We start from the raw sequence: 14,747 nt of genomic DNA, 5'->3' as shown, positions 1-14,747 counted from the left end.
GCCGCCGGGACCGGCGGCGTCACCGGGCGGGCGGCGTCACCGGGCGGGCGTCCAGACCATCCGCACCGAGCGGACGTGCGCGGGCTGCGGCGGCAGGGTGCGCAGCCGCGCCGCGGTGAGCGGCCGTCCGGCGGGCACGAGCCGCCGCCGGACCGAGCGCGGCGGCAGCGCGGCACGCGGCACGAGCACCGGTCCCGGCCGGACGGCGTCCCGCCGCCGCGCGGCCCGGCGCGCGAGCCGCAGCCTGAGCAGCAGCAGCGTCACGGCCGACGACATCGCGGCGAGGAACCCGGCCTGGAGCGCGCCCAACTCGTTCAGGGTGAACGGCTTCCCGGGCAGCGTGTGCAGGCTCGCCACCGGCACGAACGGCCCCGTCGCCTGCTCCGGCGCGACCTGCGGCGGCGCCACCGGAGGCAGCGCCACCTGCGGTATCTCGACGCCCGCCAGCGGGTCGAACCCGGACGGGGTGAGCGGCGGGACGCCGGGCGGCAGGTTCGCGAGGCTCACCCCGGGCGGCGGCGCGCCGCCCGGGTCCGTGACGATCAGCTTGTAGGCGCCGGACGCGCCCTTGGCCTTCGCCGCCGACACGTCCGCGCGCAGCGTGATCACGCCGGGCTTCGCGTCAGAGGGCGCGCGCACCGTCGCCTGCGCCGAGACGCCGCCGCCCCCGACGCCGCCGAGGCTCCGCGTCGGCGGCCCGACCGAGCCGCCGGACGCCGACAGCCGCAGCACCGCGCCCGTCGCCGTCGCGTTCGCGGACGCCACCTTCACGGTCGCGGTGACCGATCCGCCGGGACGCACCGTCGCCGACGACACCGTCAGCCCGAGCGACAGCACGGGCGTCTTCGGTTTGGTCGGCGGCTTCGCGGGCGGCTTGGTCGGCCGCCCGGTGGTCGGCGGCTTCGTGGGCGGAGTGGTGGGCGGGTCGGTCTTGGGCGGATCGGTTTTGGGTGGATCGGTCTTCGGCGGATCCGTCTTCGGAGGATCGGTCTTAGGCGGATCAGTCTTGGGCGGGTCCGTCTTGGGCGGGTCCGTCTTCGGAGGGTCGGTCTTCGGAGGGTCGGTCTTGGGCGGGTCGGTCTTCGGCGGGTCGCTGGGCGTCTCGCTCGGGGTGCCGCCCGGCGGATCGCTCGGCGACCCGCTCGGCGTCCCGGACGCGCCGCCGCTCGGGTCGGCCGTCGGCTCCGCCGCGGTCACCGGCGGCGTCGCCGTGCCGATGAGCGCCACCGCGCCCAGTCCAGCCAGGATCGATCCCGCCGATCGTGAGCGCACCCTGAACGCACCTCCACCGCGTCGCGGCCGTCTCCGCGAATTATGCCGAATTGGATGGAAGCATGCGCCCCGGACGCGAATCAACCCCGTCCATCGCACCCCAGGTCAGCCACCCGTCTACGGTCATCCCGAATTCCTGGATTGCCATGACATTGATCATTAAACCTCGCTATGCCCTCCTTTTTCATGATCACAAAACGTGAGCAAAGCTCACGACCTCCGCCGCGCACATTTCCCCACCAGATCACCCGAGATCGGACCCCAATTGATCATGATGGCGGCCGGGGTGCCACACTGCTGGACATGACCCTCGGGACGATCGTGCTGACTGGCGCGGCGGGCCGCGTCGGTGCCGCGGTACGCGCCCCGCTGCGCGCGGCGGCCGAGCGGCTGGTGCTCGTCGACCGCGTCCCGCTCGACGCCGAGGCCCCGAACGAGGCCGTGTTCCAGGCCGACCTGTCCGACCCGGCGGAGGCAGCGCGGGTCGTCGGCGGCGCAAACGCGGGCTCTCCAGTGGGGGGCGGCCCCCCGCACCCCCCGGAGGCGGTGGTCCACCTGGCGGGCGTCCCCGACGAGGCGCCCTTCCCCGACCTCGTCGAGGGCAACATTCTCGGCACGCAGCGCGTCCTGGAGGCGGCGCGGGCGGCGGGCGTGCCGCGCGTCGTCCTCGCGAGCAGCAACCGACTGACCGGTCTTTACCGGTCGACCGAAAATGTCTCGGCCGTGATGCCGCCGAGACCTGACGGCCTGTACGGGGTCAGCAAGGTCGCCGTCGAGGCCCTCGGCCGCCTCTACGCCGACAAGTTCGGCCTGGACGTCGTGTGCCTGCGCATCGGCAGCCTCGAAGCGCGTCCGAGCGAGCCCCGGCACCTCGCCACCTGGCTCAGCCACCGGGACTGCGCGGGCTTCGTGCTGGCGGCGCTGACCGTCCCGGCACCCGGGTTCCTCGCCGCCTACGCGGTTTCGGACAACGCCCGCCGCTTCTGGGAGCTGGACGAGCGCCTCGGCTACGCGCCGGTCGACGACGCCGCGTCCTACGGCGTCCCGGACACGTTCGTCGGCCCCGACGTGCCGCAGGGCGGCGATTTCGCGTCGCCCGCGTACACGCTCAAGTACCTCTCCGACGTTTCGGAGGGGGACGGGTGATGTTTAGGGTCACACTGGACGCGATGGACCGTTATCCTGACCTTCGGGTTACCGGTTCCTGACGGAAAGTCGAAGGGGTCCATGCCAACGTCGACCTGGTTCCGCCTCAATGTCGCCAAGCGCGAGCGCGTACTCGAAGTGGCGATGCGGGAATTCGGCGAGAACGGGTACTCGACGGGCAGTCTCAACACCATCGCGCGCGAGGCGGGGATCGCCAAAGGCTCCCTCTTCCAGTACTTCAGCGACAAGCTGGAGTTCTACGCGTTCGTCTGCGACGAGGCGTCCCGCCGGGTCCGCGAGGAGATGGAGCGCCGCATCGCGCGGGTCGACTTCGAGCAGTCCTTCGACGAGTGGCTGTTCGACGTCCTGTGCGATTGGACCGAGTACATGGCCGACCACCCGCTGGAGCGCGGCGTCACCGCGGCGACGAACTTCGAGCTCGACAACAGCGTCCGGTCCGTCGTCCGCGACACGGCCAACCAGCACTACCTCCAGGTCATCCACCCGACGCTGAAGCTGTGGCGGGAGCGGGGCGAGATCCGCGAGGACGCCGACCTCGCCGTCCTCGCGACGTGGCTGATGACGATCCTGCCGTTCCTCGCGCTCGCCCCGTACTACGACGGCCTCGACCCGATCCACGACCTGCGCGGGCGGACCCCGGCCGAGCAGCGTCCGGTGGTCCGCCAGCTCATCTCGGGCTTCCGCCCGATCTTCGCGCCCGCCAAGTAGCTCAGGGAGCCGGTCGGTCAGGGGGCCAGCTCGTACTCCGCCGGCTTCGCCTTGCGGGACCCGGCCCAGAACTCGAACGTGTGGCCCGGCCACAGCGTCCGGTTGACGCCCTCGTCGTCCAGGTACCAGCTGCTGCAGCCGCCCTCGTTCCACACGGCGCGGCGCAGCCGCCGCTGCACCCGGTCGTTGAAGCGGCGGGCCGCCGCCGGCTTCGGCTCGATGGTGTCCGCGCCCGACTCCTGGAGCAGGCGCAGGCAGCTCAGCACGTGCTGGATCTGCACCTCGATCATGAACACGACGGAGGTGTGGCCGAGGCCGGTGTTCGGGCCGAGCAGCATGAAGAAGTTGGGCATGCCGGGGATCGTCGTGCCGCGGTGCGCCTCGATGCCGTCCGCCCAGATCTCCTGGAGCTTGACGCCGCCGCGCCCGGTGACGCGCAGGTCGGTGAGCGCGTCGGTGACCTTGAAGCCGGTGCCGTAGACGATGCAGTCGACCTCGTGCTCGCGCCCGTCGGCGGTGACGACGGAGTGCTCGCGGACCTCGGTGATCGCATCGGTCACGAGCTCCACGTTCGGCCGCGCGAGCGCCGGATAGTAGTCGTTGGACAGCAGGATCCGCTTGCAGCCGATCGTGTAGTCGGGCGTGACCTTGGCGCGCAGTTCCGGGTCGTCGATCTGGGCCTTGATGTGGCGGCGGGCGATCGCGTCCTGGACGCCGGACAGCCGCGGGTCGATCGTGAACCCGACCGCGCGCGCCTCTAGCGCCCAGTAGATCGCGCCCCGGAACGCCCGCGCCGTGCCCGGGACGTGCTTGAACACCGTCCGGACGGGCTTCGGGATGGGCTGGTCGGGCTTCGGCTGCACCCACGGCGGCGTCCGCTGGAAGACGACCAGGCTCCCTGCCTGTTCTGCGAGCTTCGGGACGAACTGGATCGCGGACGCGCCCGTCCCGACCACGGCGACGCGCTTGCCGGTCATGTCGTAGGAGTGGTCCCACTCGGCGGAGTGGAACGCGGCGCCGCGGAACCGCTCCGTGCCCGGCAGGTCCGGATAGGAGGGGACGTGCAGCGCCCCGATCCCCGACACGACGGCCTTCGGGGTGAGGACCGTCCCGTCCGCGAGCGTCACCTTCCAGCGCCGCGCGCCGTCGTCGTACTCCATCGAGTCGACGGCCGCGCCGAAGCGGATGTGCTCGCGCACCCCGTACTTGTCGGCGGTGCGCTCCAGGTAGGCGCGGATCTCGGGCTGCGGGGCGAACATCCGCGACCAGCCCGGGTTCAGCTCGAAGGAGAAGGAGTACATGTGCGAGGGGACGTCGCAGGCGCAGCCCGGATAGGTGTTGTCGTGCCACGTCCCGCCGAGGGCCTGGCTCTTCTCGAGGACGACGAAGTCGTGGAAGCCGGACTGCCTGAGCCTGATCGCCATGCCGAGGCCGGCGAAGCCGGAGCCGATGACGACGATCGCCGGGGCGCGCTCGCTCATGATCCATCCCTCTCGCGTAACCTACTCCGGGTAAGTTACCGGGAGTAGGTTATTGACGGTAGGTCCAATGACTAGGATTCTCCTGTGAGCAGCACCACACCGCGACGGCGGCGCATGTCCCGCGCCGAGCGCGAGCGGCAGATGCTGGACGTGGCGGAGGAGGTCTTCGGCGACCGCGGCTACCAGGCCACGTCCATGGACGAGATCGCCGAGCGCTGCGGCGTCTCCAAGCCGATGCTCTACGAGTACTTCGGCTCCAAGGACGGCCTGCTCCTCGCCTGCATCGGGCGCTCCAAGGCCGAGCTGTTCGACGTCACGCGGAAGGCGATGGCCGGGGCGAGCACTCCGCGCGAGATCCTCTGGCAGGGCATGCTCGCCTACTTCGGGTTCGTCGAGGCGCACAGCAGGTCGTTCGCGATGCTGCTGGGCGGGTCGCCGTCCGCGCCGCCGTCCACGGCGGAGGCCATCGAGGCGACGCGCGAGCAGCAGAGCACGCTGATCGCCGGGGTGCTGACCGCGTTCGCGCCGGCCGCGCCCGCCACCGTGATCGAGGCGTTCACACAGATCATCCTAGGCGGCAGCGAACGGCTCGCGCAGTGGCAGGCGCGGCGCCCCGAGGTGTCGGCCGAGGACGCCGCCCGCCATATGACCGACTTCTGCTGGAGCGGCCTCGGCCCCTACCTCCCGGACGCCGCGGAACGCACTCCGGACGCTCGCTGAGTACGGTTGGATCACTCCATTCCGTCCGGATTCCTCGGAGGTCTGCATGCCACTCGCGCAGTTCGACGGAGCACTCGCCGTGGTCACCGGAGCCGGCGGCGGGATCGGCCGGGCGACCGCCCTCGCGCTGGCCGAGCGCGGCGCGAACGTCGTCGCCGCGGACATCGACCTCGCCGCCGCCGAGCGCACCGCCGCGCTCGCGAAGTCGGTCGGCGCGGGCGGCACCGCCTACCAGGTGGACGTGTCGGACGCCGCCGATATGGAGAGCTTCGCGGCCGCGGTGAAGGAGGCCCACCGCGCACCGGACATCGTCGTCAACAACGCCGGGATCGCAGTCGCGGGCTCGTTCCTCGACACGTCCCTGGACGACTGGGACCGGATCGTCGGCGTGAACCTGTGGGGGGTCGTCCACGGCTCGCGGCTGTTCGGCAAGCAGATGCACGACCGCGTGCACACCCTCCCCAACAAGCCGGACAAGCCGAACCTCGGCGGGCACATCGTCAACATCGCGTCCGCCGCCGCGTACACGCCGACGCGGGCGCTGCCCGCCTACTGCACGACGAAGGCCGCCGTCCTCATGCTGAGCGAGTGCCTGCGCGCCGAGTTCGCGAGCTCCCGCATCGGCGTCACGGCCGTCTGCCCCGGCTTCGTCACCACCGACATCGTCGCGAACGGCACCTTCGTCGGCGACGAGGAGGCCGGCGAGCGGACGCGGCAGCGGAGCCTCAAGGCGTTGAAGGCGCGCAACTACCCGCCGGAGCGGGTCGCGGAGCGGATCGTCAACGCCATCGTGAAGAACAGGCCGGTGGTGCCCGTCACCGCCGAGGGCCATCTCCTGCGGACGTTGTCGAGGGTCTCGCCCGCTTCCCTGCGCCTGCTGGCGCGAATCCCCGCGCCCCGCGGCTAATGGCATTCGGCGGCCATTTCCCGGTTTCCGAACGGGGAGTAGAAAATGGTTCACAAATGGTAGGCATTGGTACACCACCCGGAACCGAGGAGGCCGCGGAGCGGTGGTCCACTCCGCGGCCCGTCGACGTGAGAGGTTACTGACCTGGGCTCACCGGACCCAGGACACTCCTACCGATTGCACGGTCACGACGTCGACCTCCTCCTCCCCGGGCTGTGCGAGCACGCCGATCACCTGGCCTGGTCCGGGAGCAAGACCGACGCACACCCGCCCCATTACCGAATCACCCTAGAAGGTACTGACAGAAGGTATGCCGTGATCGGCCGATTCAGGTCAGAAATGATTTAGCGCCGTCATAACTTCGACGGCGACGTCGGTCGCCTTGGCGAGACACGCGCGTTTCCGTTCGTCCTGCCGCCCCTTGGCGGGGGCGCGTTCGCTGTAGCTGACGGTGAAGACCGCGTTGCGGATCCGGGCGGTCACCTGCCCGACGACGGTCGGCTGGCCCTCGTCCGCCTTGAACCAGCGGTACGCCTCGTCGCCGAGGCCCTTGTGCGGCTCCAGGGAGATCGTCCGGACGAGCGGGGCGTGGTGCGCCTGCGTCCACTGCGCGTCGTAGTAGCTCTCGGCGTCGCGGACGGGGTTCGGGGTGTCGCCGGGCGCGTAGAGGTGCGCCTCGATGCGGAGCCAGCGGAAGTCCCGTCCGGTGGAGGAGTAGGTGCAGGTGGTGAGCGTCGAGTTCGCGCTCTCGCGTCGCGTCGCCTTCGGGACGGTCTTGTCGACGGTGCGCTGCGAGACCGTCCCGCAGGGGGCGGGCAGCGCCTTGACGACCTGGCCACCGCCCTCCGCGGGCGTCTCGCCGTCCGTGGGCGTGCTCTCGGCGGTGGGCGTGCCGTCGTCGGTGGGCGCGCGGGACGGGGTGGGGCGCACGGCCGCGCCGTCCCCGCCGCCCCGGACGGGCGCGAGCAGGAACACCGCCACCGCCGCCGCGCCGAACGCGACGACCGCCACCAGCACCGCGACCCGCCGCGACCGGCGGCGGCGACCCGGCGACGGCGGCTCGGGCGCGGAATAGACCCGGTCGAACGGGTCCGGAGGACGCTGAAGGCCCAAACCCCGCTCCCCCTCCCCCGTGCGCTTCCCGGTCCGCCACCCGTCAAGGTAGTAAGGTCCGCGCCCGCTGACCAGGCCCCCTGGCGGGGCCCGATGTCATACCCCGTGGTCACAATGGAGGGATGCTGATCGCGGACATCGCCCGGACCTCGGCGGACGTCGCCGCGACCTCGGGTCGCAAGGCCAAGGTGGCGTCGCTCGCGGAGTGCCTGCGCGCGGCCGAACCCGGCGAGGCGGCGATCGTGGTGGCCTACCTGTCCGGCGAGCTGCCGCAGCGCCAGATCGGGGTGGGCTACGCGGCGCTGCGCGACGTCCCGCCGCCCGCGCCGGAGCCGTCGCTGACCGTGCTCGCGGTCGACGCGGCGTTCACCGGGATCGGCGCGGTGTCCGGGGCCGGGTCGGTGGCCCGGCGGCGCGAACTGGTCGCGGCGCTGTTCGGCCGCGCCACCCGTCCCGAGCAGGACTTCCTGATCAGGCTGCTGGCGGGCGAGCTGCGGCAGGGCGCGCTGGACGGCGTGATGGCCGAGGCGATCGCGGCGGCGGCCGAGGTGCCGTCGGCGGAGGTGCGGCGCGCGGTCATGCTGCGCGGCTCGCTCGGCCCGGTCGCCACGGCCGCGCTCGCCGACGGGGTGGCCGGGCTGCGCGGCTTCGCCCTGGAGGTCGGACGCCCGATCAAGCCGATGCTCGCGGCGTCCGCGCCCGACGTCGACGAGGCGTTCGGCAAGCTGAAGGCCGAGGCCGCGGTGGAGTGGAAGCTCGACGGCATCCGCGCGCAGATCCACGTGTCCGGCGGCGAGGTGCGGGTGTTCACCCGGACGCTCGACGAGATCACCTCCCGGCTGCCCGAGGTCGTCGCGGCGGTGCGGGAGCTGCCCGTCCGCGACGCGGTGTTCGACGGCGAACTGATCGCCCTCCGCCCGGACGGAAGCCCCCACCCGTTCCAGATCACCTCCGCCCGCACGGCCACTCGCACGGCCACCGACGCGGGTCCCGGGGGGCGCGGCAAGGGGAAGGGCACGGTGCCGCTCGCGGTGTTCCTGTTCGACGTGCTGCACCTCGACGGGCACGATCTGCTCGACGCGCCGGGCGCGGAGCGGAACGCGGCACTCGCGGAGGTCGTCCCGGAGGGGCTGCGCATGCCGCGCGTCGTCACCGCCGACCCGGCGCGGGCCAAGGAGGTGTTCGACGAGGCCGTCGCGCGCGGCCACGAGGGCGTCGTCGTCAAGTCCCTCGACACCCCGTACACGGCCGGGCGGCGCGGCGCGGGCTGGGTCAAGGTGAAGCCCCGGCACACGCTCGACCTCGTCGTCCTCGCCGTCGAGTGGGGGCACGGGCGGCGGCAGGGGCTGCTGTCCAACCTGCACCTCGGCGCCCGCGACCCCGAGACCGGCGGGTTCGTCATGCTCGGCAAGACGTTCAAGGGGCTCACCGACGAGCTGCTCGCCTGGCAGACGGCGAAGCTGCGCGAGCTGGCCGTGCGGGAGGACGACTGGACCGTCCACGTCCGTCCCGAGCTGGTCGTCGAGATCGCGTTCGACGGCGTCCAGCGCAGCCCCCGCTACCCGGGCGGCATCGCGCTGCGGTTCGCCCGCGTGCTGCGCTACCGCCCCGACAAGTCGGCGGCGGAGGCCGACACGATCGACACCGTCCGCGCGGTCGCGCCCGTCATGGACTAGCGGACGGTTCCTGGCGCTCTTCGCCCACCCGCGCGGCGCCGCCGGCGGCGTGGGTGTGGGTCGGCGGCGGCGAGTCCTCGTCGGGGACGGGGCGGCGCGCCCGCCGGGACGCGGCGCGCATCCGCAGCCGCGACGACGCGGGCTTCCCGCGCTCCCTGGCGACCCCGCGGTTCCGGGTGAGGGCGCGGCGCCGCTCGCGGGCCTCGGCGCGGCGTTCGGCCCAGGCCGCCTTGCGGCGTCCGGTGCGGCGGCCCGGCGACCGGCGTCCCACGCGGGCGTCGGCCCGGCGCTCCAGGCGCACGGCGGCGCGCCGGTCCGAGCGGGCGGCGGCGCGGCGTTCGGCGCGGGCGGCGGCGCGCCGCCGGGCACGCGCGGGCGAGCGTCCGCCGCGCAGCCTGCGGCGGGCCCGCTCGGCCGTGTCGGCGCGGCGTTGCAGCAGCTCGGGCGGGATCAGGTCGTGCCGTCCGGCGATGAACTCCTGCACCCAGATCTTCCCGTTGATCAGCGGCCGCCGGTACAGCTTCTCCCGCCGGACGGCCCGCTGGTACCGGCGCGATCCCGCGTCGTACCGCCACCGCGCCCACGGCGACCCGGGCCGCGCCACCCGGACGGCCCCGACGACCAGCAGCGCGGGCACGAACAGCCCGATCAGGCCCGTCCAGATCTTGCCCTTGAGCAGCGTGATCACCGCCAGCGCGAGGTTGCCGACGAGCGACGCCGCGTACAGGCGGCTGAGCGCGACGCCGCCCGGGTCGAGCCCGAGCCCGTCGTACCCGAACGGCCGGACGCCGAGCAGCAGCAGCCCCGTCACCGCGATGGCGACGAACACGGCGTCGACGGACGCGCGGCCCTTCTCCGTCCAGTAGACGTCGCTGAGGTGCAGGATCAGGGCGAACTCGTCCAGGACGAGGGCGGAGCCCATCCCGAAGACGATGGCCGCGGCCAGTTCCAGTCGGACGTGCCCGTCCGGCACGGCGAGGCTCGCCACCCCGCCCGCCAGCATCAGCACGACCCCGAACACCACGTGGTGGATGTGCACGTCTCCGGCCGTCACGTTCCGGAACCAGCGCACGTTCGCCCGGATCATCCGGACGTTCACCCTGGTCAACACGAACGTGACGATGAACGCGACGAAGAAGCCGAACAGCGGCAGCCGCCCGGTCTCCACGATCCGCTCGTCGAACATCTCGATCATCTGCCCCCCGCAGCCTCCATGATGCCCGGCGACATGCACGGATATCGTGGGACCCCTGATGAGACGTCGGGGGGCCCAATTTGGATCGGATTGTTGACCGTTGTGATCCGGGCGGGCGGGCTTGGGTTGCTGAGGCCGTTCGGCTTGTCGATGCTGACGCCAACCGGAGCGCGGACACGCACCTGCACGTGTTCCCGCTGCCGCCCGAGTGGGGCATCGACCTGTACCTGAAGGACGAGTCCGTCCATCCGACGGGGTCGCTCAAGCACCGGTTGGCGCGGTCGCTGTTCCTGTACGGGCTGGCGAACGGCTGGATCCGCGAGGGGACGACGATCATCGAGGCGTCCAGCGGGTCGACGGCGGTGTCGGAGGCGTACTTCGCGCGGCTGCTCGGGCTGCCGTTCGTCGCGGTGATGCCCGCGTCCACCAGCCCGGAGAAGATCCAGCTCATCGAGTTCTACGGCGGGCGCTGCCACCTGGTGGACGACCCGTCGTCGATCTACGCCGAGTCGCGGCGCCTCGCCGCCGGGTGCGACGGCCACTTCATGGACCAGTTCACCTACGCCGAGCGCGCCACCGACTGGCGCGGCAACAACAACATCGCCGAGTCGATCTTCGAGCAGCTGCGGCTGGAGCGGTTCCCGGAGCCGTCCTGGGTGGTGGTCGGCGCGGGCACCGGCGGGACGTCCGCGACGATCGGCCGGTACGTCCGGTACCGGCGGTTCCAGACGCGGCTCGCGGTCGTCGACCCGGAGGGCTCGGCGTTCCACGGCTCGTACGCCGACGGCGACCCGGAGCGGACGGCGGCGGGCTCGCGGATCGAGGGCATCGGGCGGCCGCGCGTCGAGCCGTCCTTCCTGCCGACGGTGATCGACCTGATGATCCGGGTGCCGGACGCGGCGTCCATCGCGGCGATGCGCTGGACGAGCGAGGTCAGCGGCCGGGACGTCGGCGGCTCCACCGGCACGAACATGTGGGGCGCGGCGGAGCTGATCGCGGGGATGCGGGCGCGCGGGGAGCGCGGCAGCGTCGTCACGCTGATCTGCGACGGCGGCGAGCGCTACACCGGCACCTACGGGTCGGACGACTGGCTCGCCGGGCAGGGCTTCGACATAGCGCCCTACCGGGCCGCGCTGGACGCCTTCCTCAAGACCGGCGACCTGCCGACGGTCCCGTGACGGCTAGCCGGTGACGCGGACGGGGTTGAACAGGTCGGCGTAGATCAGCAGCCCGCCCATGACGATCAGCACGGCCGCCATCACGTACGTCACCGGCAGGGCCTTGGCGACGTCCACGTAGCCGGGGTCGGGCCTGCGGAACACCCGGGCGAACGCCTTCTTGATCGCCTCCAGCAGCGCGCCCGCGATGTGCCCGCCGTCCAGCGGCAGCAGCGGGACGAGGTTGAACAGCCCCACCGCGAGGTTCAGCGAGCCGAGCAGCATGACGAAGTAGGAGATCTTCTGCGTGCCGGTGAACTCCTGGGACGCGGCGACCTCGCCGCCGATCCGGCTGACGCCGACGACGCCGATCGGGCCGTTCGGGTCGCGCTCGTCGCCGCCGAACGCGGCGTTCCAGACGCCGACCATCTTCTGCGGCATCCGGACGAGCGCGCCCGCCGTGCGCGAGGTCAGGTCGCCCATCGTGCTCGCGACCGCGCCCGGCCCCTGCCGCTCGACGGCGCTGTCGGGCGTGATGCCGAGGAAGCCGACGTTGACGACCTTGCTCTCGTCCTTCAGGTCGTACATCTGGTTGCGGGTGATCGGGACGGTGAGCGTGATGTCGTGCCCGTCGCGCCGGACGGTCATCGGCACCGTCTTGCCGCCGTCGCCGCGGATCAGCTCCTGCAGCTCGCGGTAGTCGCCGATCTTCTGGCCGCCGAACGCGACGATCCGGTCGCCGGGCCTGAGCCCGACCTGCTTGGCGGGCGTCGCGGGCGCGTTCGCCGGGCAGCCCTTGACGTCGGCCGACTGGCTCGCCGGGACCATGCACTCGGCGACCTCGCGGATCACCGGCTGCGGCTGGCTCGTCCCGATGCCCATCAGCAGGATCGCGAAGAACAGCACGGCGAGGACGAGGTTCATCGCGGGCCCGCCCACCATGATCAGCGCCTTCTGCCACCACTTCTTGGCGTAGAAGACGCGGTCCTCGTCGCCGGGCCTGACCTCCTCCAGCGCCGCGCCGCGGGCGGACTCGATGAGGCCCTGCCAGGGGCCGGTGCTGATCCGCCGGACCTGGCCGGGGGCGTCGCCGCGGCGCGGCGGCAGCATCCCGATCATGCGGATGTAGCCGCCGAGCGGGATCCATTTCACGCCGTACTCGGTCTCGCCGCGGCGCCACGACTTCATCGTCGGGCCGAAGCCGACCATGAACTGGGTCGTGCGGACGCCGAACAGCTTGGCGAACGAGAAGTGCCCGAGCTCGTGCAGGGCGATGGACACCAGCAGGCCGAAGAACAGGATCAACGCTCCAGCCAGGTAGGCCATGCGGATTGCCCCTCCGGGTCGTGCACCCCGCGCACCCAGGGTGATCTCCAGCAACCGTCTTAGAGTACGTCACGGGCCCGCATTCGGCTCAACGCACGAGCTCAGCGACAGGGCCTGGACAAGGGGCATGGACAAAGGGAACTGCTAGCCTTGCCCGCAGCCGACTATCCCGTGCGGGAGAGTCCCTCGCAGCCGGCGGGGGACGCCGAAGGAGCAAATCCTCCCCGGAACCTCTCAGGCCCACGGACCGCACGGGCCAGGCGACCTCTGGAAAGCGGGGACCAGGTCCTCCGCCGAAGGTGAAAGCCCGCCCTTCCGGGACGGGTGAAGCTCTCAGGCGCCGATGACAGAGGGGGAGGCACCGAGACGCCCGGTGCGCGGGTGGGACGATTAGGCCACGCGCGCCCGTGACGAAGGAGCCGAACCCATGTCCGCCGACAAGAACGACGCCGAAACCGCCGTGAAGACCCCGAAGAAGACGCCGCTGCACGACGTCCACGAGGACCTCGGCGCGAACCTCGTCGACTTCGCCGGTTACCTGATGCCGCTGCGCTACGCGAGCGAGACGGCCGAGCACCAGGCCGTCCGCACCGGCGCGGGCCTGTTCGACCTGTCCCACATGGGGGAGATCTTTCTCGCCGGGCCGGGCGCGGGCGCCGCGCTCGACTTCGCGCTGGTCGGGAACCTGTCGCCGATGAAGGTCGGCAAGGCCCGGTACACGATGATCTGCGGGCAGGACGGCGGCGTCCTCGACGACCTGATCGTCTACCGCCTCGCCGACGAGACGTGGATGGTCGTCGCGAACGCCGCGAACGCCGCCGTCGTGCGGGACGCCCTGACCGAACGGGTCTCCGGCTTCGACGCGACCGTGGACGACAGGTCCGACGCCTACGCGCTGATCGCCCTCCAGGGCCCGCGTTCGCAGAAGATTCTCGAAGGCTTCACCGACGCGCCGCTGGCCGACCTCAAGTACTACGCGATCCTCGCCGGACGGGTCGCCGGGGTCGACGCCCTGGTCGCCCGGACCGGCTACACCGGCGAGGACGGCTTCGAGCTGTTCGTCGACGCGGCCGACGCCGTCCCGCTGTGGAACGCGCTAGCGGCCGTGGACGGCGTCGTCCCGGCCGGGCTGTCCGCGCGCGACACGCTGCGTCTGGAGGCGGGGATGCCGCTGTACGGCAACGAACTCACCGCCGAGACCACCCCGTTCGAGGCGGGCCTCGGCCGGGTGGTGAAGCTCGACAAGGCCGTCGACTTCGTCGGGAAGGCCGCCCTCGCGGCGCAGGCGCAGACCCCGCCGGGGCGCAGGCTCGTCGGGCTCGTCGCGCGGGGGCGTCGGGCGCCGCGGAAGGGGTATCGGGTCGTCGCGTCCGGCGGCACGCCGTGCGGGATCGTGACGAGCGGCGCGCCGTCGCCCACACTGGGCACGCCGATCGCCATGGCCTACCTCGACAGCGGCGCCGCGGAGACCGGCCTCGCCGTGGACGTGCGCGGCCGGCAGGAGCCGGTGGACGTGGTCGACCTGCCGTTCTACAAGCGTTCCTGAAGAAAGCCGTCCCGGGGGCGCGGGACCGACCGTCCCCCCGCAGCGAACCCCGTACAGAGAAGAGAGAAGTGATCGTGAGCGTTCCGGAGCAGCTCCGCTACAGCGAGGAGCACGAGTGGGTGGCGGGCCTCGGCCCCGCCGGTTCGACGCCGGAGGACGACATCGTCACCGTGGGCATCACCGCGCACGCCGCCGACGCCCTCGGCGAGATCGTCTACCTGGAGCTCCAGGTGGGCGAGGGCGGCGCCGTCGAGGCGGGCGAGGTCTGCGGCGAGGTCGAGTCGACGAAGTCGGTCAGCGACGTCTACTCGCCGGTCAGCGGCGAGATCACCGCGATCAACTCGGCCGTGGTGGACGTCCCGAAGGTCATCAACGACGACCCGTACGGCGAGGGCTGGCTCTTCAAGGTGCGGATCTCGGCGGAGCCGGGCGACCTGCTCGACTCGGTCGCCTACGAGAAGCTGATCGAGGAGGGCTGA

13 protein-coding genes and 2 riboswitches are annotated in these 14,747 nt (G+C 72.1%); of the genes, 8 read left to right on the top strand and 5 right to left on the bottom strand.

The features are described from left to right. Positions 1–36: 36 nt before the first annotated feature. The gene (locus FXF65_RS43495; RefSeq protein ID WP_187412095.1) at positions 37–1,272 is read right to left on the bottom strand and encodes a hypothetical protein; all 1,236 of its coding nucleotides are present in this window, start codon (positions 1,270–1,272) and stop codon (positions 37–39) included. A 303-nt stretch (positions 1,273–1,575) separates the two neighbouring features. Here FXF65_RS43495 and FXF65_RS04695 point away from each other — a divergent pair, with 303 nt between their 5' ends. Both FXF65_RS04695 and FXF65_RS04690 read left to right on the top strand, forming a co-directional pair. After that, entirely contained in the window at positions 1,576–2,418 is an 843-nt protein-coding gene (locus tag FXF65_RS04695) for an NAD-dependent epimerase/dehydratase family protein (RefSeq protein ID WP_187412094.1), read from the top strand. Positions 2,419–2,499: 81 nt separating this feature from the next. After that, complete coding sequence (locus FXF65_RS04690) at positions 2,500–3,147, top strand: TetR/AcrR family transcriptional regulator (RefSeq protein WP_148348462.1); 648 nt, start codon at positions 2,500–2,502, stop codon at positions 3,145–3,147. A gap of 17 nt (positions 3,148–3,164) precedes the next feature. On the opposite strand, the gene FXF65_RS04685 is transcribed toward FXF65_RS04690, so the two are convergent. After that, complete coding sequence (locus FXF65_RS04685; protein WP_148348461.1) at positions 3,165–4,628, bottom strand: flavin-containing monooxygenase; 1,464 nt, start codon at positions 4,626–4,628, stop codon at positions 3,165–3,167. Between the two features lie 84 nt (positions 4,629–4,712). On the opposite strand from FXF65_RS04685, the gene FXF65_RS04680 reads away from it, so the two are divergent. Both FXF65_RS04680 and FXF65_RS04675 read left to right on the top strand, forming a co-directional pair. Beyond that, on the top strand, positions 4,713–5,348 hold the full coding sequence (locus FXF65_RS04680) for a TetR/AcrR family transcriptional regulator (protein ID WP_246198356.1): 636 nt from the start codon (positions 4,713–4,715) through the stop codon (positions 5,346–5,348). 46 nt (positions 5,349–5,394) lie between these two features. Next, positions 5,395–6,255 carry an SDR family NAD(P)-dependent oxidoreductase gene (locus tag FXF65_RS04675; RefSeq protein WP_148348460.1) on the top strand — a complete coding sequence of 287 codons (861 nt, stop codon included), beginning with the start codon at positions 5,395–5,397 and terminating at the stop codon, positions 6,253–6,255. Positions 6,256–6,588: 333 nt separating this feature from the next. Here FXF65_RS04675 and FXF65_RS04670 read toward each other — a convergent pair whose 3' ends face one another. Beyond that, on the bottom strand, positions 6,589–7,368 hold the full coding sequence (locus tag FXF65_RS04670) for a hypothetical protein (RefSeq protein ID WP_148348459.1): 780 nt from the start codon (positions 7,366–7,368) through the stop codon (positions 6,589–6,591). Between the two features lie 122 nt (positions 7,369–7,490). Here FXF65_RS04670 and FXF65_RS04665 point away from each other — a divergent pair, with 122 nt between their 5' ends. Then, complete coding sequence (locus FXF65_RS04665; RefSeq protein ID WP_148348458.1) at positions 7,491–9,044, top strand: ATP-dependent DNA ligase; 1,554 nt, start codon at positions 7,491–7,493, stop codon at positions 9,042–9,044. On the opposite strand, the gene FXF65_RS45060 is transcribed toward FXF65_RS04665, so the two are convergent. After that, entirely contained in the window at positions 9,034–10,239 is a 1,206-nt protein-coding gene (locus FXF65_RS45060) for a hypothetical protein (RefSeq protein ID WP_246198355.1), read from the bottom strand. The two genes, FXF65_RS04665 and FXF65_RS45060, sit on opposite strands and share 11 nt — an antisense overlap. A gap of 80 nt (positions 10,240–10,319) precedes the next feature. On the opposite strand from FXF65_RS45060, the gene cds1 reads away from it, so the two are divergent. Beyond that, a complete protein-coding gene (cds1, locus tag FXF65_RS04655; RefSeq protein WP_148348457.1) occupies positions 10,320–11,417 on the top strand; it encodes an L-cysteine desulfhydrase Cds1 in 1,098 nt (365 codons plus the stop codon). 3 nt (positions 11,418–11,420) lie between these two features. Here the strand turns inward: cds1 and FXF65_RS04650 are convergent, their stop codons facing one another. Further along, on the bottom strand, positions 11,421–12,722 hold the full coding sequence (locus FXF65_RS04650; protein ID WP_148348456.1) for a M50 family metallopeptidase: 1,302 nt from the start codon (positions 12,720–12,722) through the stop codon (positions 11,421–11,423). 164 nt (positions 12,723–12,886) lie between these two features. Further along, positions 12,887–12,982: riboswitch (glycine riboswitch) on the top strand. Position 12,983: 1 nt separating this feature from the next. Next, positions 12,984–13,082: riboswitch (glycine riboswitch) on the top strand. Positions 13,083–13,149: 67 nt separating this feature from the next. On the opposite strand from FXF65_RS04650, the gene gcvT reads away from it, so the two are divergent. Together gcvT and gcvH are read left to right on the top strand one after the other, a co-directional pair. Beyond that, the gene (gene gcvT / locus FXF65_RS04645) at positions 13,150–14,268 is read left to right on the top strand and encodes a glycine cleavage system aminomethyltransferase GcvT (RefSeq protein WP_148348455.1); all 1,119 of its coding nucleotides are present in this window, start codon (positions 13,150–13,152) and stop codon (positions 14,266–14,268) included. A gap of 74 nt (positions 14,269–14,342) precedes the next feature. Beyond that, positions 14,343–14,747 carry a glycine cleavage system protein GcvH gene (gcvH, locus tag FXF65_RS04640; RefSeq protein ID WP_148348454.1) on the top strand — a complete coding sequence of 135 codons (405 nt, stop codon included), beginning with the start codon at positions 14,343–14,345 and terminating at the stop codon, positions 14,745–14,747.

This window comes from Actinomadura syzygii (genome assembly GCF_008085905.1).
Classification (GTDB): domain Bacteria; phylum Actinomycetota; class Actinomycetes; order Streptosporangiales; family Streptosporangiaceae; genus Spirillospora; species Spirillospora syzygii.
Note: the sequence above shows the minus strand (reverse complement) of the source record. Positions and strands in the feature narration are given on the sequence as shown.